Origin of the sequence: Nocardiopsis xinjiangensis YIM 90004 (assembly GCF_000341145.1) — a bacterium.
Classification (GTDB): domain Bacteria; phylum Actinomycetota; class Actinomycetes; order Streptosporangiales; family Streptosporangiaceae; genus Nocardiopsis; species Nocardiopsis xinjiangensis.
Genome location: NZ_ANBE01000011.1, coordinates 195,718 through 220,429, shown reverse-complemented (window position 1 = coordinate 220,429; position 24,712 = coordinate 195,718). Strand labels below are relative to the sequence as shown.

General features: G+C 70.6%; 21 protein-coding genes and 1 pseudogene. 10 read left to right on the top strand and 12 right to left on the bottom strand.

Annotation, left to right across the window (positions count from 1 at the left end):
• Positions 1-30 precede the first annotated feature (30 nt).
• Positions 31-1,575, bottom strand: coding sequence for an LCP family protein (locus D473_RS0108185; RefSeq protein ID WP_017608590.1), 1,545 nt, complete (start codon positions 1,573-1,575; stop codon positions 31-33).
• A 455-nt stretch (positions 1,576-2,030) separates the two neighbouring features.
• Here D473_RS0108185 and D473_RS0108180 point away from each other — a divergent pair, with 455 nt between their 5' ends.
• Together D473_RS0108180 and D473_RS0108175 are read left to right on the top strand one after the other, a co-directional pair.
• Positions 2,031-2,939 (top strand): Lrp/AsnC family transcriptional regulator, encoded by a 909-nt coding sequence (locus D473_RS0108180; RefSeq protein ID WP_026126727.1) that lies wholly within the window; start codon positions 2,031-2,033, stop codon positions 2,937-2,939.
• Between the two features lie 201 nt (positions 2,940-3,140).
• Complete coding sequence (locus tag D473_RS0108175; RefSeq protein WP_017608588.1) at positions 3,141-3,890, top strand: RraA family protein; 750 nt, start codon at positions 3,141-3,143, stop codon at positions 3,888-3,890.
• 44 nt (positions 3,891-3,934) lie between these two features.
• Here D473_RS0108175 and D473_RS0108170 read toward each other — a convergent pair whose 3' ends face one another.
• Complete coding sequence (locus D473_RS0108170; protein WP_026126726.1) at positions 3,935-4,645, bottom strand: FadR/GntR family transcriptional regulator; 711 nt, start codon at positions 4,643-4,645, stop codon at positions 3,935-3,937.
• A gap of 168 nt (positions 4,646-4,813) precedes the next feature.
• Between D473_RS0108170 and D473_RS0108165 the strand changes: the two genes are divergently transcribed.
• Positions 4,814-6,079, top strand: coding sequence for a CynX/NimT family MFS transporter (locus D473_RS0108165; protein ID WP_017608586.1), 1,266 nt, complete (start codon positions 4,814-4,816; stop codon positions 6,077-6,079).
• Here D473_RS0108165 and D473_RS24445 read toward each other — a convergent pair.
• From D473_RS24445 to D473_RS0108150, 3 genes are read right to left on the bottom strand one after another with little or no spacing between them, the layout of a single operon-like run.
• The gene (locus D473_RS24445; protein WP_017608585.1) at positions 6,034-6,405 is read right to left on the bottom strand and encodes an AtuA-related protein; all 372 of its coding nucleotides are present in this window, start codon (positions 6,403-6,405) and stop codon (positions 6,034-6,036) included. The two genes, D473_RS0108165 and D473_RS24445, sit on opposite strands and share 46 nt — an antisense overlap.
• A complete protein-coding gene (locus tag D473_RS0108155; RefSeq protein ID WP_017608584.1) occupies positions 6,402-7,703 on the bottom strand; it encodes an acyclic terpene utilization AtuA family protein in 1,302 nt (433 codons plus the stop codon). Before D473_RS0108155 ends, D473_RS24445 begins: the two co-directional genes overlap by 4 nt.
• Before the next feature lie 37 nt (positions 7,704-7,740).
• Positions 7,741-9,108 carry a CitMHS family transporter gene (locus D473_RS0108150; protein WP_017608583.1) on the bottom strand — a complete coding sequence of 456 codons (1,368 nt, stop codon included), beginning with the start codon at positions 9,106-9,108 and terminating at the stop codon, positions 7,741-7,743.
• Positions 9,109-9,227: 119 nt separating this feature from the next.
• Between D473_RS0108150 and D473_RS0108145 the strand changes: the two genes are divergently transcribed.
• A complete protein-coding gene (locus D473_RS0108145; RefSeq protein WP_017608582.1) occupies positions 9,228-10,154 on the top strand; it encodes a LysR family transcriptional regulator in 927 nt (308 codons plus the stop codon).
• A gap of 336 nt (positions 10,155-10,490) precedes the next feature.
• Here D473_RS0108145 and D473_RS0108140 read toward each other — a convergent pair whose 3' ends face one another.
• The 7 genes and pseudogenes from D473_RS0108140 to D473_RS0108110 all read right to left on the bottom strand — a co-directional run bounded on the left by D473_RS0108140 (position 10,491) and on the right by D473_RS0108110 (position 17,499).
• Positions 10,491-10,904 (bottom strand): MmcQ/YjbR family DNA-binding protein, encoded by a 414-nt coding sequence (locus tag D473_RS0108140; RefSeq protein WP_017608581.1) that lies wholly within the window; start codon positions 10,902-10,904, stop codon positions 10,491-10,493.
• Positions 10,905-11,141: 237 nt separating this feature from the next.
• Entirely contained in the window at positions 11,142-12,371 is a 1,230-nt protein-coding gene (locus D473_RS0108135) for an acyl-CoA dehydrogenase family protein (protein ID WP_017608580.1), read from the bottom strand.
• 247 nt (positions 12,372-12,618) lie between these two features.
• On the bottom strand, positions 12,619-13,554 hold the full coding sequence (locus D473_RS24440) for a sugar kinase (RefSeq protein ID WP_017608579.1): 936 nt from the start codon (positions 13,552-13,554) through the stop codon (positions 12,619-12,621).
• Between the two features lie 46 nt (positions 13,555-13,600).
• Complete coding sequence (gene manD / locus D473_RS0108125; protein WP_017608578.1) at positions 13,601-14,815, bottom strand: D-mannonate dehydratase ManD; 1,215 nt, start codon at positions 14,813-14,815, stop codon at positions 13,601-13,603.
• Positions 14,812-15,393: a mannitol dehydrogenase family protein gene (locus tag D473_RS28665; protein ID WP_017608577.1), complete on the bottom strand. Its 582-nt coding sequence runs from the start codon at positions 15,391-15,393 to the stop codon at positions 14,812-14,814. The genes manD and D473_RS28665 overlap by 4 nt, the downstream gene beginning before the upstream one ends.
• A gap of 74 nt (positions 15,394-15,467) precedes the next feature.
• Positions 15,468-15,944, bottom strand: a pseudogene (locus tag D473_RS28660) (glucuronate isomerase); the annotation flags it as partial.
• 115 nt (positions 15,945-16,059) lie between these two features.
• On the bottom strand, positions 16,060-17,499 hold the full coding sequence (locus tag D473_RS0108110) for a helix-turn-helix domain-containing protein (RefSeq protein WP_017608575.1): 1,440 nt from the start codon (positions 17,497-17,499) through the stop codon (positions 16,060-16,062).
• Between the two features lie 218 nt (positions 17,500-17,717).
• Between D473_RS0108110 and aceA the strand changes: the two genes are divergently transcribed.
• From aceA to D473_RS0108080, 6 genes are all read left to right on the top strand, one after another.
• Positions 17,718-19,016, top strand: a complete 1,299-nt coding sequence (gene aceA / locus D473_RS0108105; RefSeq protein ID WP_017608574.1) for an isocitrate lyase — start codon at positions 17,718-17,720, stop codon at positions 19,014-19,016.
• Between the two features lie 319 nt (positions 19,017-19,335).
• On the top strand, positions 19,336-19,542 hold the full coding sequence (locus D473_RS0108100; protein WP_017608573.1) for a hypothetical protein: 207 nt from the start codon (positions 19,336-19,338) through the stop codon (positions 19,540-19,542).
• Positions 19,543-19,820: 278 nt separating this feature from the next.
• Positions 19,821-20,624, top strand: a complete 804-nt coding sequence (locus D473_RS0108095) for a CPBP family intramembrane glutamic endopeptidase (protein ID WP_017608572.1) — start codon at positions 19,821-19,823, stop codon at positions 20,622-20,624.
• A 59-nt stretch (positions 20,625-20,683) separates the two neighbouring features.
• Positions 20,684-21,442, top strand: coding sequence for a hypothetical protein (locus D473_RS0108090; protein WP_017608571.1), 759 nt, complete (start codon positions 20,684-20,686; stop codon positions 21,440-21,442).
• A 45-nt stretch (positions 21,443-21,487) separates the two neighbouring features.
• On the top strand, positions 21,488-22,150 hold the full coding sequence (locus tag D473_RS0108085) for a TetR/AcrR family transcriptional regulator (protein WP_017608570.1): 663 nt from the start codon (positions 21,488-21,490) through the stop codon (positions 22,148-22,150).
• Between the two features lie 179 nt (positions 22,151-22,329).
• On the top strand, positions 22,330-24,708 hold the full coding sequence (locus D473_RS0108080) for a hypothetical protein (RefSeq protein ID WP_026126725.1): 2,379 nt from the start codon (positions 22,330-22,332) through the stop codon (positions 24,706-24,708).
• Positions 24,709-24,712 lie beyond the last annotated feature (4 nt).

Sequence of the window (24,712 nt, the reverse complement as noted above, 5' to 3'; positions counted from 1 at the left end):
CATGCCTGCCCCGGGGCAGTCCTCAGGGCCTCAGGGGCAGATCGTGTCCAGGTCGGTGGCCTCGGCACCCACCTGGCGGCCCGGGTCCTCGGGGGAGGGCTCGGCCAGGCCGGTGTAGTCCTGCCACTCGGTGCTCTCCTCCTCGCCGGAGCCTTCCTCGTCCCCGGCCTCCTCGGAGCCCTCCTGCGAATCCTCACCGGAGGGGCCGCCGCTCTCGGGCTCGGCAGGCACGTTGTCGCCGTTCTCGGAGCCGGCGGCGATGGCCTCCACGACCAGGTCCTGCACCTTGCCCCAGTCCGGGTCGGCGGTGCTCACCTGGGGCGGGGACAGCTGCAGCGCGCTCATCGACCCGGTCTCGGTGACCTGCTCCGCCAGATCGACGAAGGCCGGGACCTTCGACTGCGGAATGTCCGTGGTCAGCGTGCGCTGGGTGGCCCCGGCCAGATCCCGGTAGCTCGTCAGCAGCGTCGTGGGATCGATCTGCTCGGCCACGTACTTGACCAGGCACCCCTGGCGCCCCATACGGCCGTAGTCGTCGGAGCCGATGCGCGAACGCCCGTACCAGAGGGCCTCGTAGCCGTTGAGGAGCTGACTGCCCTCCTCCAGTACATTGCCCTGCATGCCGTACGGGATCGGCTCGTCGATGTGGACCTCGATCCCGCCCACGGCGTCGATCAGGTCGCGGAATCCCATCATGTCGACCATGGCGTAGTACTCCACGTCCAGGTCCAGGTTGTGGCCGATGACTTCCTTGAGGGTGTGGGCCGCGGGGTCGCGCACCCCGTCGTTGATGGCCAGCTCCTCGGGTTCGTCGGCCACCGTCTGGTAGACGTCGTTGAGCAGCAGGTCGAAACCGTAGGGCTCGGGGTAACGCTCGGCCAGCGCGGAGCCCTCGGGGAACTGCGCGTTCTCCAGATTGCGCGGCAGGCCCACGAGGACGGTGTCGCCCGTCTCGGCGTCGATGCTGGCCACCATCATGGTGTCGGTACGCACCCCGTAGCGGTTCTCGCCGGAGTCGGCCCCCAACAGCAGTACGTTCATGCGCTCGGCGCCGTCCCACGGGTCGGCCTCGTCGTGGGGGAGCCCGTCCTCCCCACCGCCGAACACGTCACCGACGGTCTCGTACGTCGTGTAGCCCGCGTGCAGCGCGTAGGCCGAGGGCACGGCGATGGTCAGCACCAGCAGTGCGACCACCGCGCCCGAGCCCAGGCGCAGGCCGCGTGAACCGCCGGGCGGGCGGGTGATGACCCAGGAGTGCACGATCACCGCGATCCACACCACGGCCGCCACGAAGACCACGGCCATGGCCTGCAACAGCCACTGGCTCGAGGTCGCCATCCCCGCCACCGCCGCGAGTGTGTTCGACTCGTCCGCCCCCAGCGCGTAGGCGCCCCACCCCAACAGAGCCAGCCCGCCCAGGTAGGCGAGCAGGAGGAGGGTGCCCCCGGTGCGCCGCCCCATCCGCAGATGGGTGATCCCCGGGAGCGGCACAGACGCGGCGGTCCACAGCAGGGCCCGCGGTGCGCTGCTCGGGCGCGCGGGCGCCCCCTCCTGCTGTTCGTCGTCCGCTGCCACCGACGTATCCTCTCCAGCCGGAGGGCGGACTTCTTCCCCGCCCCTCGTGTTACCTGTGTACCCGCCTCGGCCGTCGAACGCCGGGAAGGTCGCCGCGCTCCCGCGCGCCCCCTCCGGGCGTCACGAAACCCCGGGGCGGGAACAACGGGCGCCCGGCCTGCTGCGGCCGAGGGCGCCCACCGAACACACCTTGCCTCACAGTGTGGTGGTTGCGCGTGGCGCCGCGCACGGTCGTGGGTGACATGAGGGGTGTTCTATACAAGTCTGTTATGTAGCTTCGTGGTCGCTGATGGGGGATTGCGTGGCGCTTTCGGACGGCCGAACGGTCCGAATCAGGCCATTTCTTTTGCGATCAGTAGTGAATGCGCGCGACAGCTGCGATGATCTGGCCGCAGGAGGGGGCGCCGCCAGGTCGGGAAGCGGGCGGCGTCATGGGAACGAAAGGCAGCACCATCGTGCTCGATGCGGTTGACGCGGCGCTCATGCGTGCGTTGCAGGGGGACGGAAGAGCGACATTCCAGGCACTGGCCGACGGGGTCGGACTCTCGCGCACGGCCGTGCGCGCCCGGGTCCGGCAGCTCGTCCAGTCGGGTGCCATCAGAATCGTGGGGGTCCTGCACACGGGGATCCTGGGGATGGAGGCCCTGGGGCACGTCTCGTTCACGGTCAATGGTCCGGTCGGGCCACTCATGGGCGAACTCGACGAACGCGAGGCGGTGACCTTCGCGGCCCTGACGGCGGGCCGGGCCCAGGCCGTGGCCCAGGTGCGTGTGGCCGACGACCGCGCGCTCACCGCCGAACTGGCCGAACTGCGCTCCCTGCCCGGGGTGGAGCACGTGGAGGTCTTCCGGGCCGGGGCCGTCTTCAAGGACTCGCACAGCAGTGTGCGCCGGCTGCAGGACGTCGAGCTGGACGCCCTGGACTGGAGCCTGGTGCGTCGGCTCCTGGGCAACGGGCGCGCCTCCTACGCCGACCTGGCGCGCCAGGTCGGTCTCTCCCAGGCGGCGGCGCGCTCGCGGGTGGTGCGCCTGCTCGACTCCGGTGTCGTGCACGTGACCGCGCTGGTGGAACCCTCGGCCCTGGGAAGCAACGAACAGCTGGGGCTGGGGGTGCACTGCCGGGGCGATGCCGAGGCCCTGGGGGCGCGGCTCGCCGCCATCGACGGGATCTCGTTCCTCGCGAGCGGTTTCGGACGTTACGACCTCGTCGCCACCCTCATCGCTTCCGACCGCTGCCGTTTGGTGGAGGTGCTGGAGACGGTGCGCGCCGCCTCCGGTGTGGGCAGAGTGGAGACCTGGGACCATCTCTCGGTGCGCAAGGAACGCCGCGGCGGTGAGCATCTGGTGGACTGGCCGGCCGGGTGAGCGGCCCGGGGGTAACGGACACGGCCCTGGTTTTCGGTCTCACCTGTAACCAGCGGTAACATTTTTCTTTGTTTCCGTTCCCTATGGCTTGCGTCACGCTTAAGTTACCCGTGAGTATAGAAGGTGGGCCGGTGTCGGCCGGTCACACCAGGCGCGGGTGTAATGGAGGCATACGTGACGCTTGCGGAGACGTTGAGTGCGGTGGGAACCGTGGCGCTGGCGCGCTGCGGCGGTCGGCCCCTCGGGGCCCATCTCTTCTCCGTCTGGCCCGGGGCCGCCTTCGCCGCCTCGGTCTTCCCCGTGCGGTGCGCCCCCGGCGACAACCTCGCCCTGCACGTTGCGGTCGAACAGGCCCCGCCCGGGTCCGCGCTCGCCGTGGACGTGGCGGGGGAGACCGAGTACGGCTACGTCGACGAGATCCTCGCGGTGGCCGCGCACACACGCGGTATCGAGGGCATCGTCCTGGACGGTTGCGTGCGCGACATCGCCGCCATCGCCCGCTGTGAGCTGCCCGTCTTCAGCGCGGGCGTCTCGGTGCGCGAGGCCGGCCACCATGCCGGGGGCTCGGTGGGGCAGGCGATCACCATGAGCGCCACGGGCCCCGTCCCGCTCCAGGCCCGCCGCGGCGACTGGATCGCGGCCGACGACGACGGCGTGGTGCTCCTGCCCCGCGGCCAGGTCAGTTCCATCATCGGCAAGACCGTGGACAGCCTGTCCCACGAACAAGAGCTCATCGAGGCCGTGCACGCCGGACAGTCCACCCTCGACCTGCTGGGGCTGGACCCCTCCCAGGTCAGCGGTTGGGAAGGCGCCGGCGAACACCGCCAGCGCCGGGGCGTGCGCCCCGGCGGCCCGCCTCATGAGGGCGCCGTACACGGGGAGGCCCGCACACAGCTGCGTTCGTGCAACCCCCCGCACACCTCGGTGGGCGAGGGGCGCCGGCGGGATTGAAGGACGACGGCCCGGGGGCGGTGCTCGCCCCGGGCCGTCCGGCCTCACTCCCGGGTCAGGTTCAACAGCTCGTCGATGTAGCAGTTGGCCTCCCGCGCCGCCTCGGCGGGATCGGCGGCGCGGATCGCCTCCACGAGCTTGCTGTGGTCCATGCCCTCGTAGGCCGAGGAGGGCCGGTCCCGCCGGCCCGTGCGCTCGTCGTCCTGCTCGTAGGCGGTGTGGGCGATGCTGGCGTAGACGACCTGGGCGATGTCGTCGTACAGGTCGATCAGCAACCGGTTGTGTGTGGCCAGAGCCACCGCCTTGTGCAGTGTGAAGTCCGCCTCCACGAAGGTGCCCATGTCCCGGTCGCGCCAGGCTTCCTCGCGCATCGCCAGGGCACGGTCGATGTCGGCCATGTCGGCCTCGCTGTGGCGCTGCGCGGCCAGGCGCGCGGCCTCGACCTCCAGCGCCCGGCGTACCTCGAGGTTCTCCCGGAGGCGCGAGCGTTCCAGGCGGCGGCGCAGGGCCCCGCCGAGCTCGCTGGAGGCGCGGACGAAGGTGCCCGCTCCCTGACGGATCTCGAGCAGACCCGCATGGGCGAGGGCGCGTACCGCCTCGCGTACGGTGTTGCGCCCCACCTCCAGCTGTTCGGACAGTTCCGACTCGGTGGGGATCCGGTCGCCCACGCCCCATTCACCCGAGTCGATCTGTGCTCGTAACTGACTGATGACCTGGTCGACAAGACCGGTCCGGCGTGTAGAGGCGAGGGGCACGCGGATACCTCCTAGGGGCGGGGTCGCCGGATGACAGGACCAGCGCACGAATGCGGACGGTTAGGCGGGAGCATAGACCAGTTGGGAAGAGGAAATGGCTACGAACGGCAATGCGTTATGCTCATGATGTACATCGGGTCATCCTACGAATAATGCGAGTCGACTTCCATGAGTGCCGGAGTGGGGCCCCGCGAGCCCGTGGCCACTGAACCCCCGGCGGCACGACCGAACCCGGCACCGACACGATGGGTCCTGCTCATCATCGGTGTCGGCGTCGCGCTGGCCGCCCTCAACCTGCGAACCGCCATCACCAGCGTCGGTCCGGTCCTCGACGAGGTCACGGGCGGTCTCGGCATGTCCGGGGCCGGGGCCGGGCTGCTCACCACCCTGCCCGTGCTGTGCTTCGCGCTCTTCGGCGGGTTCACCCCCGTGCTCTCCCGCCGCCTGGGCGACCACCATCTGCTCGTCTACGCGCTCGCGGCCCTGACCCTCGGCCTGACCACCCGGGCACTGGCGACCGAACCCTGGCTCTTCCTGGCACTGAGCGCCGTCGCACTGTCCGGTGGCGCAGTCGGCAATGTCATCCTCCCGGCCCTGGTCAAGAAGCACTTCCCGCACCGGGTCGGGCTCATGACCACCGTCTACACCACCGCCCTGGCCGCGGGCACCGCCATCGCCGCCGCGGCCACCGTGCCGGTCGAACAGAGCACGGGGGAGTGGCGCCTGGCCCTGGGCATGTACGCGGTCTTCGGTGTGGTCGCCGCCCTGCCCTGGCTGGCGGTCCTGCGCCACAGCACCCGGGGCCGCAACGGCAGGGACCACCTCGGCTTCTCCCAAGTACTGCGAACCGGCATCGGATGGCAGGCGGTGGTCTACTTCGGAACCCAGTCCTCCATCGCCTACATCATGTTCGGCTGGTACGCGCAGATGCTGCGCGACCAAGGGATGGACCCCTCCACCGCCGGTGTGGCCCTGGCCTACCTGACCACGCTCGGCATCCCGATGTCGCTGATCCTGCCGGTCCTGCTCACCCGAACACGCGACCAACGCTTCTTCGTGGTGCTCTTCGCCACCGCCTACCTGGCCGGAGTGGCCGGTCTGTGGCTCTCCCCCCTGCAGGGCGTGTGGGTGTGGACCACCCTCATCGGCATCGGCATGGGCAGCTTCGTCTTCGCCCTGACCATGTTCGCGCTGCGCACCCGCACCAGCGCCGGTACCGCCGCGCTCTCCGCGGTCGGCCAGAGCCTGGGCTACCTCATCGGCGGGGCCGGCCCCTTCCTGTTCGGCCTGCTGCACGACCTCACCGACTCCTGGCAGGCGCCGCTGCTGCTCGTGGCCTTCCTGGTCGTGGTCAACCTCGCCATCGGGCTCCTGCTCGGCCGCAACCGCTACCTGGAGGACGCGGTGGAGGCCCTGGACCAGAACCCGGCCTGAGCCCCGGCCTCCGGGGGCAGAGGAATCTCCGTCCCCAGAAGCAGTGACGCCAGCGTCTTGCCATGGGTGTCCACGTGCAACGACGTGGTCACCGTGTCCTCCGAGGACCGCGCGAACACCAGGACGAGCGCGTGCACCGTGTCCAGGCGGTGCACCGTCAACGGGCCCCGCATCCGGTCCGCCAGCGCCCCGCGGACCCGATCCGGGGTCAGCGCCTCCCGCAGCACCGGGTACCAGCGGGGCTCGCGCGCGATGACCGAGACCGTGTTGAGGTTGCCCTTGTCGCCGGCCCTGGCATGGGCGATCTCGTGCAGCAGGACGTTCACCGTGTCTCCTCTCCGACGTGGGTGATGCCGGGCTCGACGAGGTCGCGGCCGACGGTGGTGGACAGGATGCCGATCACCTCCGTGCTACGGGTCCGTGCTCCTCCACCGCCCGCAGGACCGCACGTGTACAGCGCCGTGACCTCTTCCTCCACCGCCTCGGCGCCGGCCCGGTCGGGGCCCGTCCCCGCCACACGCAGCCGGCACTCGCCCGATACCTCGGTGGCGTCGCCGAGCACGTCGACCCGGGTCCGCACACGGTCCCCCAGACGCTCACGGACCACCTCACCGGCCAACCGGGCACGTGCGGCGGCGCCGGGACCCGCGTAGGAGATCTCCCCCTCGCCCCGGAACCCGGCCCGGTACCCCACACTGACCTTCAGACGGTCCGGCCGCGGCCTGCCCCGGGCCCCGGCCACACGCACACGATCCGCACCCGCCCGGGACAGCTCCACCCCCCTCATGTCCAGACTCACGTCCGGCGTCAGGTACGCGGCCGGATCCGTGACCTCGTAGGTCAGCTGCTCGGCCACCGTCATCCCGTCCACGCGCCCGCCCGTCCCGGGCAGTTTGGTGATCACCGCCGAACCGTCACCATCGACCTCCGCGATCGGAAAGCCCAGGTTCGCCAGGTCCGGCACGTCCTTGACCCCGGGGTCGGCGAAGTAGCCTCCGCTCACCTGGCCGGCGCACTCCAACAGGTGCCCGACCAAGGTGCCCGAGGCGGCCAGTTCCTCGTCGTCCGGATCCCAGCCCAGGCGTTCCGACAGCGGGGCCAGGAACAAGGAAGGATCGGCCGCGCGACCCGCGATCACGATGTCCGCGCCGCCCCGCAGGGCCGGCAGCAGGGTCTCGGCGCCCAAATAGGCGTGGGCCGAGACGAGTTCGCCGTGCGACTCCAGGGGCAGGCCGTCCTCCCAAGCCGGCGCCGAACGGTCGATCCGGTCCAGGACGTCGTCACCGGTCACGGCGGCGATCCGCGGTGAGAGGCCCTCGGCCCGGGCCAGCTCGCGCACCATCCGCGCGGCTCCGACGGGGTCGGCGGCCCCCGCGTTGGTCACCAGCCTGGTGCCGTGGCGGGCCAACGGCTCCAGGAGCGGGAGCAGGCGCCTGCGCAGCAAGGGATCGTAGCCGGGCCCGGACCCGTCGCCGGCGCGCAGGGCCGCCAGGGACACCGTCCTCTCACCCAGGCACTCCAGGACGAGGGTGTCGAGCTCCCCCCGTTCCACCAGGTCGACGGCGGGTTCGATGCGGTCACCCGCGAACCCCGCTCCGCAACCGATACGGACACCAACGGACACGAGTTCTCCTTTGTTCGTGTGGTTCGGACCCGCCGGATCAGGAGACCCACAGCGGGACGGCCCCCATCGCGGCCGCGGAACCGAAGACCACCAGGCTCACGAGCCAGGCCCACGGCAGCAGGAACCGGATGTGGGAGCCGATGGGCACCCCGGTCAGACCCACCAGGAGGTAGAAGGCACCGGTCATCGGGCTGACCGGGAAACCCACGGTCTCCTGGCCGGTGATGGAGGCCTGTGCCACCTCCACCGGAGCCACACCGAAACTCTCGCCCACCGCCGTCAGGACCGGCATCACAGCGAAGTAGTAGGCGTCGGGGCCGAACAGGAGGCTCATCGGGACGGCGAGGACCCCGATGAGCAGGGGCAGACCCGGGCCGAGGAAGGAAGGCATGGCGCCGGTCATGGACCCGGCCATGGCCTCGATCATGCCGCTCTCCTCCATGACCCCGAGGAAGACCCCGGCCGCCAGCAGGGTGCTGGCCATGAGGACCGCCCCTCGCGCGTGGGCGTCGATCCTGGCGGTCTGCTCCTTCATGCCCGGGTAGTTCAGGGCCAGGGCGAGCACCAGAGCCAGCATGAAGGCCAGCTCCGGGGTCAGAAGACCCGAGATGAGCACGCCGACGGTGGCCACGGTCAGGGCCGCGTTGACCCAGTACAGGCGCGGACGCAACAGTTCGGGCTGCTCCGACTCGTCTCGGGGCCCCTGCTCGGTCTCCTCCCGCGGAGGAGGCTCGGAGCCGGCGTGGCCGCCGCCGACAGGGTCGGCGACCCTGGAGCCCTCCGGCACGGCGCGAAGGCGGTTGCGTTCGCGTACACCCAGGTAATAGGCGATGGCCACGCAGGTGACCATGCCGATCAGCTGGGCGGGGACGAGCGGGGCCCACAGGTCGTTGGCGGGGATACCGGTGGCTGTGGCGGCCCGGGCGGTCGGCCCGCCCCAGGGGACGAGGTTCATGATGCCCGCGCCCAGGCCGGTGAGCGCGGCCAGCACGAGTCGGCGCATCCCCAGGGCGTCGTACAGCGGCAGCATCGCCGGGACGGTGATCAGGAACGTGGTGGCCCCGGCCCCGTCGAGTTGGGCCGTCATCGCCAGGAGCACGGTCGCCACCGCGATGGTCACCGGGTTGTCCCCGGCGAATCGCAGGACCCGGCGCACGATGGGATCGAAGAGGCCCGCGTCCCGCATCACCCCGAAATAGAGGATCGCGAAGACGAACATGGCCGTGGTGGCGGCCACCCCGTTGATGCCCTCCCCCACGAACCCGGCGATCTCGCTCGGGCCGAAACCCAGCAGGAAGGCCGCGGCCACCGGGACACCGATCAGGGCGACCACCGCGCCGACACGGTTGGACAGCAGGAGCACGAGAACGACGGCGATCGTCGCGAATCCCATGAAAGTCAGCATCGGGACTCCTCGGGGCCGGGGGAGGGGTGAGGGTGGCTCGCGCCACATGAGCACCATGTTTCCCTCGAGTTTCCGTGCGTGTCCAGCATCAAATAAGCAATAATTTATGATCTGAAGGCATGGATGTGACACTGAGGCAGTTCCAGGTCTTCGCAACCGTCGCGCGCTGCGGGAGTTTCACCGACGCCGCCGAACAGCTGCACGTGGCCCAGTCCTCCCTGAGCCGGACCGTGATGGCCATGGAACGTGCCCTCGGCGTTCCTCTGTTGGAACGCACGACCAGGAAGGTCCGGTGCACCGCGGAGGGGGCCGAAGTGCTCGCGGTCGCGGAGCGACTGCTGTCCCGGCACCGGGCGGAGATGAACGGTCTGGAGCGTTACCTGCGCGGTGATCGCGGGGCGGTGACCGTGGCGACCCTGCCCTCCCTGGCTGCCACACTCCTGCCTCCGGCGATCGTGCGTCTGCGCGAGGAGGCCCCCGGGGTCGACGTGCACGTGCTGGACGGCATGTCCGAGGCAGCACTGGACCGGTTGGAGGCAGGCGAGTGCGACCTGGCACTGGTCGTGGTCGGCCGCTCCCGCCCCGGAACCCGCTCCTCGCCGCTGGTCAGGGACCGGTTCCAGGCCGTACTGCCCGTGGGACACCCCCTCGCCGACCGCGCGGCGTTGGCGTGGACGGACCTGGCCGCCGAACCCTTCGTCGTCACCGGCGGGGACTCGAGCGTCCGCCGGGTCGCCGAGGGCGCACTCAGCGACGCCGGGGTCCTCTCACCGCACCTGATCCAGGCCGGGAACATCTCCACGGTCGGGGGACTGGTCTCGGCCGGCCTCGGTGTCTCGGCCCTGCCCGCTCTGTCCCTTCCTTTGATGGGCTTCGCCTCGCATGCCCGCAGGCCGATCGAGGGGCCGGTGACCGAACGCAGCCTCAGTGTGGTGGTGCCCGAACACGGAGCCCCGAGCCCGGCGGCACGGCGTTTCCTCAGGGTTCTGCGGAACATGCGTGAGGAGGGGCTGTCGTTGCCCGAGGGTGCGGAGTGGGACCGGTGAGCAGGGAAGGGGAGCACGGGTCATGAGACAGCCACGGGAAGGAGGGGCCGGGGAGTCGGCGCCTGGTTTGCGTTCGGGGTCTCAGGGCTTGGATGCGGTGGTTTTGGCCCCTGGGGCGGTGATCGGATGGTTCATTCTTCCTGGGGGCAGCGGGGGCGGGACCGTGGGGTTTCTCGTGGTGCCGGAGGTGGTGGTTCGTCGGGGTCGGGCTAGGATCGATGCTCCACCGAACACCACCCACCCCGAACCGATCCATCCATGAACCCCGCCCCGGGCCGGCCCGGGGCAGGACCGAGCGGCCCGCACGGGTTCGAGGGGGCGGGCCGCCTCCCAGGGTCAGTGCTCCGTGGCGGTGCCGAAGGCAGCGGGATCGATCGGGCGTTCGGCGCGGGGCAGGTTCTTCACCACCAGGCGGTAGGACTCGGTCACCAGCTCCTCCACCAGTTCCCCCACCATGTCCCCGACCACCCCTCGATCGCCCGAGCCGTCGGGGTACAGCGTGATCCAGTGGCGTTTGTTCATGTGGTAACCGGGGCCGATGCCGGGGTGCTCCTCCCGCAGGGCTTCGGCCTCCAGGGGAGTGGCCTTGAGGGTGAGGACCGGCTTACCGGCGAGCTCCGTCATCAGCAGGAAGACCTTCCCTCGGACCTTGAAGACCTCGTGCTCGGGGCCGAACGGATAGACCTGCTCGGTGCCCGGGAGTTCCTCGGCACGCTGCCGGGCCGTGTCCTGCAAGGTGTCGCCGTCCACGGCGCGCCCCTCCTGCTCTTCTCGTGCCGTCCGAGTCCACGGGTCCGCCGGAGCTGCGCGGCGCTGCCGGCAGTCGGTGGCCCTGCGCGATTATGCCCGATCGGTGCGGCCGACCTGGTCCGGGCGAAGAAGCCCGCGGAACGGGCAAGGGCCGGGAAGCGGTGGTGGCTTCCCGGCCCTCGTCACGGCTGTGCCCCGCTCACCGCTGGGGCCGGCCCCGTTCGCGGTGCGGCCGTCTCACCGCACGGGCAGTCCGGTGATCTGGCGGCCGATGATGAGCTTCTGGATCTCGCTGGCGCCCTCGAAGATCGTGAAGATCGTCGCGTCGCGGTGCCAGCGCTCGACCGGGTACTCGCGCGTGTACCCGTTGCCGCCGAGGATGCGTACGGCGTTCTGGGTCACGAACGTGGCGGTCTCGCTCGCGTAGAGCTTGCTCATGGAGCCCTGCGCGCTGTCGAAGTCCTTGTCGTTGCGGGCCATCCACGAGGCGCGCCACACGAGCAGGCGGGCGGCGTCGATGCGGGTGGCCATGTCGGCGAGCGTGAAGGCCACGCCCTGATTGTCGCCGATGGGCTTGCCGAACTGCTCGCGCTGGGTGGAGTACTCGAGCGCGTACTCGTAGGCGGCGCGGGCGCAGCCGATGGCCATGGCGCCCACGGTCGGGCGGGAGGCCTCGAAGGTCTTCATGGCGGCTTGGCCGCTGGAGCGCTTGCCCTCGCGGACGCGGGCGAGGCGCTCGTCGAGCTTCTCCTTGCCGCCCAGCAGGCAGGATCCGGGCAGGCGCACGTCGTCGAGGACGACCTCGGCGGTGTGGGAGGCGCGGATGCCGTGTTTGGCGAACTTCTGGCCCTGGCTCAGCCCCGGGGTGTTCGGCGGTACCACGAAGGTGGCCTGGCCGCGTGAGCCGAACTCGGGCTCGACGGAGGCGACGACGACGTGGATGTCGGCGATGCCGCCGTTGGTGGCCCAGGTCTTGACGCCGTTGAGGACCCACTCGTCCTTGGCTTGGTCGTAGACCGCGCGGGTCTTGATGGCCGAGACGTCACTGCCGGCGTCGGGCTCGGAGGAGCAGAAGGCGGCGAGCTTGATGTCGTCGGCGGTGCCGAACATCTGCGGGGTCCACTCGAACAGCTGCTCCTGGGTGCCGTTGGCGGCCACCGAGACCGCGGCCAGGCCGGTGCCGGTGAGGGCCAGGGCGATGCCGGGGTCGCCCCAGTACAGCTCCTCGAAGGCGACCGGGATGCCCAGACCGCTGGGTTCCATCCACTGGTTGGCGAAGAAGTCCAGGGAGTACAGGCCGATCTTGGCCGCCTCCTGGATCACCGGCCAGGGGGTCTCCTCCCGCTGGTCCCACTCGGCGGCGGCGGGGCGGATGACATCGGCGGCGAACCCGTGCGCCCAGTCCCGGACGTCGCGGACATCCTCGTTCAGTTCCAGATTGAAGCCGGATTCCGTGGCCTCGCTCATGCGTTCTACATCCTTTGTCGGGCCCTCGGGGGAGGGGCGGCCAAGTGCGTGTTACCAACGGTAACAGCGCGCTCGGGGCAGGCACAATCGTCCCCCTGCCCCTGCCCCTGCCCCTGCCCCGCGTCGGGCCCGTAGGTGGATTCGGCGCCCGGGGTGTTCGCTCGGGCCGATCCGGCGCTGCCTGACCCGCGGCCGGGGAACGGAACCCTCTGTCCTTCCGTCCCCCGGTTCTCCTGGCCCGGGGCCGTTACGCGTGCGCGCCCCGAGGCGGCAGGGACGGGTCCTCGACCACCGCGCCCGGGTGGGCGATGACCTTCGACGCCAGCGCGTGGCCGTTGCGGGCCGCCTCCACCATGGAGGCGCCACCGAACCGCCCCGCGAGGTAGCCGGCGTTGAAGGAGTCGCCCGCGGCCGTGGAGTCGACGACCTTGTCGACCGGGCCGGTCGGCACGTGCACGGGACCGCCGTCGACACCGACGACGCACCCGCGGGAACCGTCCTTGACCACGACCTCCTGCAGACCCCCTTCGCGCAGCCGCCGCACCGTGTCGTCGGGGGAGGCGTCACCGAACAGCGCCTGCTCGTCCTCGAAGGTCGACAGCGCCGTGGTGGAGAGCTCGTAGGTGGCCGAGACCGCCGCACGCGCCTCCTCCGGGCCCGGCCACCCGACCGGGCGGTAGTTGCTGTCGAAGACGATCTGGGCGCCCTTGCCACGGGCCTCCTCCAGCAGCGCCCACAGGTGTTGCCTGGCTCGCGCCGTCAACAACTGCAGGCTCACCCCGGACAGGTAGACCACGTCGTGACCGGACAGGCCCCCGGTAGGGGTAGGGGTGTGCCCGTCGTCGAAGAGCCGGCGTGCGGGGGACTGCGACCGGTAATAGGTGAAGGAACGCTCACCCTCCTCGTCGGTGCGGATCAAGTACAGGCCCGGATGCGCGCCCGCGACGCGGCCCACCAGGCCGGTCCCGATACCCTCCTTCCGCATCCCCGCCACCATCAGGTCGCTGTAGTGGTCATCGCCCGCCAGCGTCAGGTAGTCCACGCCCACCTGGTCCGGGTCCGTGCTGCGGGCCAGATACAGGGCGGTGTTGTAGGTGTCGCCGCCGAACCCCAACCGCAGGTCGTGGTCGCTCTTGTGGGTGAGTTCGACCATGCACTCACCGATGGCCAGGAAACGTGTCACCGCTCCACCTCCGCCGTCACGTGTCGTTCGCCCATCACGGCCTCCTTCACCAGTCGTGCATCGAGCCGTCCATGCGGCGGTTGACCGGCAGGTACTTGCGTTCGTACGGGTACCGCGCCGCGGCCTCCTCGTCGATCTCCACGCCGAGCCCGGGGGCCTCACCCGGGTGCATGTAGCCGTCCTCGAACGTGTAGGAGGTCTTGAAGACCTCGCTCGCCGGCTCCAGATGCCCCATGTACTCCTGGATGCCGAAGTTGGGAACGGTCAGGTCCAGGTGCAGCGCGGCCGCGAACGAGATCGGAGACAGGTCCCCGGGGCCGTGGGAGCCGGTCCTGACCCCGTACAGGTCGGCCAGGTCGAAGATCTTGCGCAGATGCGAGATGCCACCGGCATGTGAGACGGAGGCGCGGATGTAGTCGATGAGCCGTTCACCGATCAGGTGCTGGCAGTCCCAGATGGAGTTGAAGACCTCTCCCACGGCCACGGGGGTCGTGGTGTGCTGGCGGATGAGGCGGAAGGCCTCCTGGTCCTCGGCCGGTGTCGGATCCTCCATCCAGAACATCCGGTAGGGCTCCAGGGACTTGCCCAGCTGCGCGGCCTCCAGGGGAGAGAGCCGGTGGTGCACGTCGTGCAGCAGGTGGAAGCCGTACCCGAACCGCTCCCGGACCGCGGCCATCATCTCGGGGGCGAAACCCAGGTAGTCCGGGGTGTGCCACAGGTTCTCGGCCGGCAGGGAGGCGTCCGCCGGTTCGTAGATGCGGCCCGTGTCCGGATGGTGCAACCCGTAGGTGCCGGCCAACCCCGGCACCGCCGCCTGGACCCGGACGGCCCGGTAGCCGTTGTCCAGGTAGCCGGCCACGTCCTCCAGCAGCTCCTCGACGCTCTGCCCGCTGGCGTGGCCGTAGACCATCACCCCGTCGCGCGCCGCCCCGCCGAGCAACTGGTGGACGGGCTGCCCGGTCACCTTGCCGAGGATGTCCCACAGCGCGCAGTCCACAGCGGCGATGGAGGTCATCGTCACCGGACCGCGCCGCCAGTAGGCGCCCCGGTACAGGTACTGCCAGGTGTCGTTGATCTTGCCCGAGTCCCGCCCCACCAGCAGCGGGCAGACGTGGTCGCGCAGGTAGGAGGCCACCGCGAGCTCGCGCCCGTTCAAGGTCGCATCGCCCAGGCCGGTGACGCCGTCCTCGGTGGTGATCTTCAGGGTGACGTAGTTGCGTCCCGGGGACGTCACGATGACGTCCGCGGAGGTGATCCTCATGCTCGGTCCCCCGTTCGGTTCGTTCGGTCGGTCTCCGCGAGCTCCTCGACGTGGTGCAGGACCGTGTCGACCAGCGCGGTCTCGTGGGCAAGTGAGGTGTCCAGCAGGGCCAGGACGCGGGCGACGGCCTCCGGCGCCGGTCCCCGGGCCGCCTCGCGCGCCTGTTCGGACCGGGTATCAATGACCGGTGCACCCGGGCCGCGCAGATGGCATACCCACGCGGCCAGGATCCGCGCCGCGCCATGGGGCAGACGTGCCCGCTCCCGTTCGGCCTTGAGCGTGGGCAGGATCCGTACCGGGAGCTCGGCCGATCCGTCCGCCGCGATCTGGGAGAGCAGATGGCGCATCCGCGGGTTGGACCAGCGCCGAAGCAGCGCGTCCAGGTACGAGCGGATCTCGTCATCGGGCAGGCCGAGGTGGCGGGAAGCCTCCTGCCACCACTCGTGCAGCCAACCGAGACAGACCTGGTCCTCCACGGCGCCGGCGACCGTGGTGTTGCCGCGCAGGCTCCCCGCGTAGGCGAGCAGCGAGTGCCCTCCGTTGAGCAGGCCGAGCTCGCACCGCTCGTAGGGGGCCACGTCGTCGGTGACGACCGCGCCCGCGGCCTCCCTGACAGGGCCGGGATCGAGCAGAACGCCCTGGTGTCGGCGCCGAACCCCCGGAACGTGGGTGTGCGGTGGTTGCGCAGCACGCCCGGGTGCAGCGTCATGCCCAGGCCGTCCTCCGTGGACATCCGGGCCATCTCCGACAGCGTGTGGCGCCGGAACACCGTGGTCCCCGCGGGGGTGGCCGCCCCCGCGCGGGCGGAACGGTAGATGCGCTCGGCCTGCCCGGTACTGAGCGGATCGGTGCGCATGTCCACGTGGCTGTGGTCGGAGGAGGTCGCCCCGAGCTCGATGAAGCGGCCGCGCCGTTCCTCGAGGGCGCGCAGGTGACCCCGGTAATGATCCGTGTCGACACCGGCCACCTCGCTCCGGTGTTCCACTGCCCGGGACCACCCGTCGGCGCCGGCCGGGCAGGCTGCGCTCCACCGAGCGGGTGTCCCTGAGGCAGGGGCTCCTCGTGATCTGGCGTGCGGTGCCCTCGCTCCTGGTGATCGTCGAGGGGTTCGGGGATCGGCCCGGTGCACCTCGCGCTGATGGCGGTGCTGCTCCTCGTGGTGTTCGTACCGCAGCTCTCCCTGTGGCTGCCCACGGCCCTGGGGTTGTGAACCGCTCCGAACCACGGCGCACACGGGGGCGTGCTCAATCCCGGTTGTGGCGCTCCAGGAACGTGTACACGTCGTGCTCGTCCACGCCCGGGAAGGTCCCCGAGGGCAGGGCCGAGAGCACGTGCGAGTGGGCACGCGCCGACGGCCACACGTTGCCCTCCCAACGCGCCGCCAGGTCCGCGGGCGGGTGCACGCAGCACTCGCCGCCGGGGCAGTTGGACTTGGTGCGGTTGGTGGTCTCGCGGCCCCGGAACCACCGGGACTCCTTGTAGGGCACTCCCAGCGTGATGGCGAAGTTGTGCTCGTTGCTGGGGTCGACGTGGGCCACGCACCAGTGCGTCGCGTTGGGCTTGTCCGTGTACTGGTAGTAGATCGAGTACCGGTCGGGGGACGCGAAGACCTGGCGTCCGGCCCACTGGCGGCACATGCGCTGGCCCTCGATCGCGCCGGACTCATCGGTGGGAAAGACCAGTCCGTCGTTCTCGTAGGCCTTGTAGATGATGCCGGTCTCGTCGTTGCGGATGAAGTGGCAGACCAGGTCCAGGTGGCGGTTGGCCAGGTTGGTGAACCGGTGCGCGGCCATCTCGTAGGAGACGGAGTAGACGTCGCGCAGGTCCTCCACCGACAGGTCCCGCGCCGCCTTGGCCTCCTGCAGGTACTTCACTGCTGTGGACTCGGGGATGAGCACGGCGGCGGCGAAGTAGTTGGCCTCCACACGCTGGCGCAGGAAGTCGCCGAAGTCGGAGGGGCGGCTGTGGCCCAGGATCACGTGTCCCAGCGTCTGCAACAGGATCGTGCGCGGGCTGTGCATACCCAGCGTCGTTTCGCGCTTGAGGTAGATGCGCCGGTTGACGTGGTCGGTCAGTGAACGCACCGAGCGCGGCAGGTCCTGCACGTACTTGAGGCTGAAGCCGTGGTGGGTGGCGATCGCCAGGATCTGGCCCTGGGAGAGGGGGCCGGCGGTGTAGTTGACCGCGCGCAGGGTCTCGGCGGCGGCCCGCTCGATGTGCTCGAAGTAGTTGCCGCGCTCGCGCATCTGCCGGCGCAGCTCGGCGTTGGCGCGGCGCGCTTCCTCGGGGGAGGCGGTCGGCTTGGCGCTGCGCCGCTTGAGCTCGTCGTACAGGCCCACGATGTGTTCGAGCACGTCGTTGGGGACTCGCTTGCCCACCTTCAGGTGCGGCAGGTCCAGCCCTTGGTAGAGGGAGTCGCGCTGGGCCTCCTCCACCGAGATCTCCAGCTGTGCGCGCCGGCTCGGGGGTTGCTTGGACAGCAGTTCCTCGACGGAGACGCCCAGCGCCGTGGCCAGTGAGGTCAACAGCGACAGCTTCGGTTCGCGCTTGCCGTTCTCCAGCAGGGACAGCTGGGAGGGAGCCCGCCCCACGCGCTCGCCCAGGTCGGAGAGGGTCATCCCGCGTGCGCGGCGGAGGTGGCGGAGCCGCTGCCCGAAGGTGACGAGATCTAGGTCACCTGTCAAAGACGGGATTTCTTCGTTCCCAAAGTACGTCATGCGTTCATGGTACGGAAAGAATCAAGGATCTTCATCAAATTTTGGGTGGAAAACTCTTGGATCTTCCCGAAGAATCATAGTTACCGGCGGGGAACTTACCGGCCGGGGCTCACCCCTCAGCCCCGGACAGGACTCCCTCGACCGGTACGAACACCTTGGGGACTACACGTAAGGCGGGAACGAACATGAGTACCAGCGCTCGTCGCCAGGAAGCCAGCGCCGCGCTCCAGCGCGAGTGGGAGACCAACTCCCGCTGGGCCGGTATCGAGCGGAACTACTCCGCCGATGACGTGATCAAGCTGCGCGGTTCGGTCACCGAAGAGCACACCCTGGCCCGTCGGGGTGCCGAGCGCCTCTGGGAGCTCCTCGGCAGCGAGGACTACGTCCACACTCTCGGAGCGCTCACCGGTAACCAGGCGGTCCAGCAGGTCCGTGCGGGTCTGAAGGCCATCTACCTCTCCGGTTGGCAGGTCGCCGCGGACGCCAACCTGTCCGGTCACACCTACCCGGACCAGAGCCTGTACCCGGCCAACTCCGTTCCGTCCGTGGTTCGCCGCATCAACAACGCGCTCCTGCGCGCCGACCAGATCACCTGGTCCGAGGGTGACGACGACGCCCCGGACTGGCTCGCCCCGATCGTCGCCGACGCCGAGGCCGGCTTCGGCGGCACCCTCAACGCCTACGAACTGATGAAGGGCATGATCGCCGGCGGCGCCGCCGGCGTGCACTGGGAGGACCAGCTCGCTTCCGAGAAGAAGTGCGGTCACCTGGGCGGCAAGGTCCTCGTCCCGACCAGCCAGCACGTCAAGACGCTCAGCGCCGCCCGCCTCGCCGCGGACGTGGCCGGAGTCCCGTCCCTGGTCATCGCGCGGACCGACGCTCAGGCCGCGACCCTGATCACCAGCGACATCGACGAGCGCGACCGGCCCTACATCACCGGTGAGCGCACCGACGAGGGCTTCTACCGTTTCCGCAACGGTGTCGACGCCTGTGTCGCCCGCGGCCTGGCCTACGCGCCGCACTCCGACCTGCTGTGGATGGAGACCGCGACGCCGGACCTGGAGGTCGCCCGCGACTTCGCCGAGCGCATCAAGGCCGAGTACCCCGACCAGATGCTCGCCTACAACTGCTCGCCGTCCTTCAACTGGAAGCGTCACCTGGACGACGCGACCATCGCCAAGTTCCAGCGCGAGCTGGCCGCCATGGGCTACAAGTTCCAGTTCATCACCCTGGCGGGCTTCCACTCCCTGAACTACTCGATGTTCGACCTGGCCAAGGGCTACGCCGAGAACGGCATGGCCTCCTACGTCGAGCTCCAGGAGAAGGAGTTCGCGGCCGAGGCCCGCGGCTACACCGCCACCCGCCACCAGCGCGAGGTCGGTACCGGCTACTTCGACGAGATCAGCACCACCATCTCGCCCGAGGCCAGCACCACCGCCCTCACAGGTTCCACCGAGGAAGACCAGTTCTCAGCGGCTCACTGACTCTGGCTCTTCCCTTCCCTCGGCGGTCACCCCCTCCCCGCTTTCGTGGCTGGGGCGGGGCGGGGGTGACCGCCACCCCCCTAGCCGTCGACCATGCGCGTCCGTGTCACACGCGCATGGTCGACGGCTTTCTGCGGCCAGAAGAGGGCGGGTCCACCTCTGCTCACCGAACGGAGGCAGGAATAAGCTGACGGTTCTGGGTAACAGATGAATAACGCCCGGTTCGTGTCCTCGGTTCGGGCCGAGTATCGCGAGAGGGCCACCACGGTCCGCTCCGGGCTGACCCACGGCACACCATCCCCGACCTGTTGGAGCCACCGTGAAGCTCGAGGACATCAGCAACGAGACCCTGACCACGCTCCGCCGCACCCTGGCAGGCAGCGCCATCGCGGCCGCGGCCGTCTTCGGTGTGGCGGCCTGTGACGACACCGCCCCCGAGGACCCGGGTACGGACGACCCCGGTGTCGAGGTCCCCGAGGATCCGGGCGTGGACGAGGCGCCCGAGGACGGTACGGAGGGCTATTAGCACCGCATCGGCCGGGGTTCGCCCCGTCGCGCTGCTCAGTACGGCACCTCGCCGTGCCGGCGCAGAGCCCGTACAGGAACTACCGTGCGGGCTCTCCGCCGCCCTGTGGTGCACCAACCTGAGCACCGCTCCGCAACGGGCAGAGCCCGACCGACGCAGCACCGGTGGTCCTGCACCCGATCGATCGTCGCGGCGATCGCCCGGCGGGGGGTCCGTCCCCCTTCCGGCGGTCGCCGCTTCCGTGGCACGAGCCCGCCCCCGGCACGTAGATTCGACACGTGACCGACAAGACCCACGCCGCACCGGGCCACCGCACACCCGCAGCCTCCGCGCTCACCCCGCGCCTGATCCGTTGGGAGATCCTCTGCGTCCTGGCGCTGTCCCTGGGCGCGGCGGCCGTTTCGGCGACCATCACCTTCCTGGGTGTGGCCACCGCACCCGAGTCGCTCTCGGAGCAGAGCACCAGCCTCGTCAACACCCGGGCCGAGGACCGTCCCTGGCTCGACCTGTCCCTGCAACTGCACGCGGTCGTCTTCGCCCTGGCACCCGTCGCGCTCGTGGTGTACCTACTGCACCGCAGCTCCGACAGCGCCCGCACCATCGGCTTCGACCTGCGCCGGCCCGGGTTCGACCTGTCCAGCGGTGCGGGGCTGGCCGCCCTCGTCGGCCTGGGCGGACTCGCCGTCTATGTTCTCTCCTGGCGCCTGGGGCTCACGCTCACCATCACCCCCAGCACCCTGGAGGGCAACTGGTGGGACGTGCCCGTGCTCGTGCTGCAGGCCGCCAAGAACGGGATCCTCGAAGAGGTCATCGTCGTGGGATACCTGCTGCACCGGCTCGCCCAACTCGGCTGGAGCCCGTGGAAGGCCGTCCTGGCAGGCTCGGTGCTGCGCGCGTTCTACCACGCCTACCAAGGGGTGGGGATGTTCTTCGGCAACCTCGTCATGGGTGTGGTCTTCGGCTGGTTCTACCTGCGCTACGGGCGAGTGATGCCGCTGATCGTCGCACACACCCTCATCGACGTCGTCGCCTTCGTCGGCGCCGTGTACCTGCTCGGAAACACCGACTGGCTCCCGGTCTGAGCAATGCCGGGGCACCCCGGCCGGGGTGGAGGGGAGGGCCCGTGCCTATCCTGTGGCGCATGAGCCACATCACGCCGGTCGACGGCGACCCCCTCGTCACCATCGGCACAGCCCACAACGGGCCCGACGGATCGGGTAACGGCGGTTACAGCGCCGGTCTGCTCGCCGAACGCCTGACCGCGCCCGGCGGCCCGGCCGTGGAGGTCACCCTGCGTACCCCGCCGCCCCTGGAGACCCCGCTGACCCTGGCCACCGACGGCACGACCCTCACCATGAGCGGCCGCCGACTGGTGGCCGAGGCCCGCGCTGTCGACCTCACCGAGGAGGCCGTCCCCGGCGGGCCCGTCGACACCGCCACCGCCCGGGACGCCGAGCAGCGCTACCCCGGCCATGACGGGCACCCTTTCCCGCGCTGTTACAGCTGCGGACCCGAACGCGGACCGGGCGACGGACTGCGCCTGTTCCCCGGCAGCGTCCGCTCCGGCCACGGGCCCGACAACATCGGCAACACCGTCGCCTGCACCTGGGTCCCCGGGCCCGAACTCGACGACGGCACCGGGCACGTCGACCTGCGCCGGACCTGGGCCGCCCTCGACTGCCCCGGAGGATGGTCCAGCGACATCCAGGGGCGCCCCATCGTCCTCGGACGCATGACCGCCCAGGTCACCGCGGTCCCGCGCATCGGCCGCACCCACGTGGTCACCGGCCACCTGCACGCCGTCCAAGGGCGCAAGGTCCTCACCGGGAGCGCCCTGCACGACGCCGACGGACGCCTCCTGGCCCGGGCCCGCGCCACCTGGATCACCCTGCACGATTGACCGGACCCCGCCCCCTGCCCCGCAGACCCGCTAACGTGAAGCCCCGTGGCCCTCGAAGAAACACAGCACAGCGCCCCGACCGAGAACGGTGCCCGCCCGCGCCAGGCACCCCGCGCCCGGGAACGCAGCGCGCGCGGACGCGACCCCGAGCGGCGCCGGACGATCCTGGACGCCGCCGACCGCGTCATCCAGCGCGACGGCCCCGACGCCTCCATGCTCGCCATCGCCGCCGAGGCCGGCATCAGCAAACCGATCCTGTACCGGCACTTCGGCGACAAGGGCGGGCTCTACCGTGCGCTGGCCGAACGCCACGTCGATCCCCTCATCGAACGGATCCGCGCCGAGCTGCACCAGCACACCGAACTCCAGGTGCGCGCCCGTGCCACGGTCGGCGCCTACCTGTCGATGATCTCCCAGAACCTCAACCTGTACCGGTTCCTCATGGACCGGGCCACCTCCGAGGACCGGCGCACCCGCAGCGACCTGGGGCTCATGGTGCGCCGCCTCGGAGACGAACTGGCCGAACAGCTCGTGACCGAACGCGACATCACTTCCCGACCGCGTTCGCAGATCGTCGCGCACGCCGTCGTGGGCATGGTCCAGGCGGCGGGGGAGTGGTGGCTGGAGCACCCGGAGGTGAGCGGGGGCGAAATCATCGACGACCTCACCGACGCGGTCGTGGGTGCCATCCGGCAGAGCGAGAGCTGAACCGGTTTCCAGACACCTGGGAACAGGTGGCGCCGCAGATGGACAGAAGTGCCACAAGGACACCTTCTGTCTCATAGGTGTACATATGTGCGATCGTGCGGTTTTCGCGGCCCCCGAGCGGATACCTTCCCTACCGGGGCGGCCCCGCCGCTCGTCCACGGAACGCCGAGGAGGGGCACGTGTCGGAGAGCATTTACCACCAGATCCATTTCGCCTGGGCAGAACCCACCCTGCTCGGGCGCGTGGGGCCCGGCCCCGCCGCCTCCTCCCTGACCGAGAGCGACCAGCCCGCCCTCCGGTCCTGGCGCGACCGCCTCGTCCCCGCACTGACCGTGGACTACCGCTCCGCCCTGCCCGGAACCGCCCCCGCAGACCTGCCCGAAACACTGTGGTCGCGTACTTACGCCGACGGGCAGGCCGCCCTCGTCTACCGCTGGCCCGGCGACGTCCGTGAGGCCCACGCATGGGCCGTGGTCGGCCCCGCCCACGGGCTCACCCTGCCCCGCATCCTCAGCCTGCACGAGAACCCCAACACCAGGCCCGCCGCGCGCAGGCCGCCCACGCCCGGCTGGGCGAGCATGCCCACTCTGGCGACCCCCACCCCCTGGGAGCTCACCGCCGCTCCGGGCGCCGTCCGTACCCGGGACCGCCGTGCCGCCGAGACCGCGGTTCAGGGGCAAGCGGTGCTCGTGGGCGCGGTCGCCTCCGCCCTGTGCAGCCCCGAGCGGCCGATCCGCATCGCCCTGGCCCCCGAGAACGCCGACCTGTGGCAGGCCACCCAGATCCGGGTGCTGTGGGGTGTGCACCGGATCTTGCACGACATACTCACCCCGCCCCGGGCCATCCCCGCGGCCGGGTGGCAGTGGTCGTTCTCCACCTACGACCCCGACCTGAGCACCGAAGGCCGGCACCTGTCCTTCGGCCCGCCCGGGCAGGAGACCGACGGGCCCTTCATGGACCCGCCGCCCCCGGACCACCGCCGTGTCGCCGAGCGCCTGGTCGAGGTGTTGCGGGACGAGGGCGGAGACGCCCTTGCCGAGTACCTGCACGAACGCGGCGTCCCCGACGCGCCCACGTTCGGTGACCGGCGCGCATTGCTGCTGGAGTGGCTCGACCCGCGCGCGGCCACCGTGGCGTCGGGGCCGGGTCCCGGGGCGGACGTGAGCCCTGCGGACGGGGCCGAGGCCACACCCGGTGAAGGGAGCGACGTCGACCTCCCCTCCGCCGAACCGCTGCCCACCGACGACGAGGCGGAGAGGAGGGTCTCCTCCCGCGCCGCCCCTCGGCCCGGAGCGAGCGCGCCGGCGGCCGCGGGTTCCCCCGGTTGCACGGGCGGTCCCGTCGATGACCCCGATCCCGCTGGTGCCCCCGGACCTGTGGACGGTCCCGGCCGCGCAGACGATCACGTTCACACGGGCGAGCACCACCGCCCACGCCCGTACCCGCTCTCGCGTTCGGTGGCCGGCGCGCACCCCTCGTTCCGCCTGAACCGTCCGCCCGAGGGCGAGGACGGTGAGCCGCTGCCGGAGGCAGAGGATCTCGACGCGCCCTCCTCCGCGCACGAGGCGTCTGCGCGTGAGAGGCCCGGGGACGAGACGCACGCGCCCGAGCCCTCCGTGCACGAGGCGCCCCAACGCCCACCGGGGCCCTCCCGCGTCCTCTTCGGTGAACGCAGGCCCGGGTCGACCGCACGCGCAGACCATCCCATCTTCGGGGCCCCCGAACCATACGATCCCCCTTCGAACCCCGCCGACGAAGCCCCGCCTCTCGACCTCCCCCGCGCCTCCGCCCCCGAGCCCCCCGAAACCCCCGAGGAGCCCCGAGAACTTCAGCAGCCCCCCGAGGAACGTCCCGAGAGCCCCGAGAACCACACCTCCGCACCCGGCGATCTCGACCTGGAGAGCGCCCACGCACGCACCGGGGCACGCAGGCATGCCGAGGAAGCGTTCGGGGGCCCCGCCCGCCTCACCGAGGAGGACACCCGGACCGAGGACACCGGCCCCGGGACCGCAGAAGGGAACAGGGACGAGGGGCTCCTCCCACACGGGCGTTCCCCGGAACAGGCCCCGCCGCTGATGGTCGCGCACGACGCGGTCCCCGCTTTCGACTACGTCACGGAGACCGAACCCGAGACCGACCCCGCCTTCCACGACAGCGGAGCCAACTGGCCCACCCAGTACGCGGACCTGCCGCTGTCCCGCCTGGAACGCTGGCACGCCAAACGCGGCCCTGAGGGAGCCCACACCGACGTCGTCGACGCCAGGGCCGCGGTCCGGGCCGAACGTTCCGAACTGCAGCGGGTCCGGGAGGAACGCGACCACTACCACTCCGAGGTCCAGGACCTGCGGCGCGAGATCGCCCGGATCGATCGGCCCTTCCTCGACGGCCACGCCGACCAGGAGAGCGGAGCCGGAACCGGGGGCGGAACCGGAACCCGTCGAGGGCCGGTCCGCTTGCTGGTGTTCGTACTGCTGCTGGCCTTCCTCGCCACCGGGTTGGAGGCCGGGGCACGCTTCGGCGTCAGCACCCTGGATGTGCTCACGGCCCTGCTGCCCTGACAAG